Annotated in this window: 2 protein-coding genes; one reads left to right on the top strand and one right to left on the bottom strand. The window is 37.5% G+C overall.

Translation table 11 applies throughout. The features are described from left to right. Positions 1-809: pentapeptide repeat-containing protein (locus tag ACTIE0_RS24405; protein ID WP_439517041.1), on the top strand; the 809-nt coding region annotated here is incomplete at its 5' end. 16 nt (positions 810-825) lie between these two features. Here the strand turns inward: ACTIE0_RS24405 and ACTIE0_RS24400 are convergent. Further along, a partial coding sequence (locus ACTIE0_RS24400) for a hypothetical protein (protein WP_439517040.1) occupies positions 826-1,366 on the bottom strand: 541 nt, incomplete at its 5' end.

The raw sequence follows: 1,366 nt of genomic DNA, 5'->3' as shown, positions 1-1,366 counted from the left end.
CATTATCTGAGTTAGCCACGGAATTTATTAAGGCGAGTCAGACTGAAAAATGGCGCAAAAGATTTAAAAGTCTGGGAATTTTTGGAGTTGTTCCAACATTGTTAATTTTAATTCCAGTTCATTTTTGGATTATTTACGAAACTGAAAAGATTTTGAATAGAGATGGGTGTCAATCATATCCCGGAATGAGATTAAGACTGCAACATATGTGGATAACTGGGAATATGGGTGATTTGAAGGACATCAATCTTTGTGGTCAATCACTAAGAAATATTCATCTTCGTAACTCAGACATTCAGGATTCAAATTTTGATAACTCTTATTTTGATAAAGCAAATTTGTCGGCTTGTATTTTAGCTGAATCTAGCTTCAGAGGAGCATCTATGGTTGGTGTTAATTTTGAAAGTTCAGTGCTTCCTCACGCAAATTTTAAACCATTGGAGGAACCTGATCTAAAACGTTCTGACCTAACTAAAGCTAATCTGGATGGTGCTTTTCTTTATGATGCTAAATTTGATCATTCATTTTTAAGGGAAGCAACTTTCAGAGACGCTGATCTAAAAGACGCTAGTTTCATAGGTGCTGATCTAACAGGAGCCAACTTAGATGGCGCAAAAAACCTGTCAGACGTTCAACTAAGTGAAGCCATACTTTGTCAAACAACCTTGCCTGATTATATTAACGTTGATGGCAATCGAGATTGTACTAATTCTGATGTAGAACAGCAAAATCTCAATATTTGTTGTAGGGAAACTTGTGATACAATATTCAGTCACGACCCTTTCCGTAATCAACTTTTTGATAATTAAAAAAGTGCATTATATATTAACGCATAGCCACCCATGCACCATTGACTAATTTGCTTGCGGTTCGATCAGTGCATACACGAATACCTTTTCCTCTAATATAATAGCAGCGTCTTGGCTGTCTTGGCCACCTCCTGAGATAAGCTCGCCCTCCTTCTTGAGGACCACCAGGATCTATCTCACCCTCATCAAACAATTGTACAAAACGTAACAAGACTTTAATAGCTTCTTCTCTAACTTGAGGATGGCTACCTTCTAGCAGAGCTTCAGATAAAACATCAATAGTTTTTTCTTGTAGTTGGGACAATGCCTCTATATGTTCCAACTGTATTTGTTCCCTGGTCTCTCGTTTTTCGTCATCATTTTTCTGTTCAAAATCCAAATTATTTATAATATATTCTATTCTGTTTATCAGTTGTGCAGAATCAGAAGGCATGGTTGGTTTTCTCCTAGTTAAAGAAATTGTCGGTAAAGTTGATTTAGGTGTTGACAGCAGAGACTCTCCCGATCGCGATCGCACTACAGCTTCAGCATAGACCAAATCTGGGAGTTCCTGCCTA

It is taken from the genome of Limnospira sp., from assembly GCF_051859755.1.
GTDB lineage: Bacteria > Cyanobacteriota > Cyanobacteriia > Cyanobacteriales > Microcoleaceae > Limnospira > Limnospira fusiformis.
This window is presented reverse-complemented; position numbering and strand designations above follow the sequence as displayed.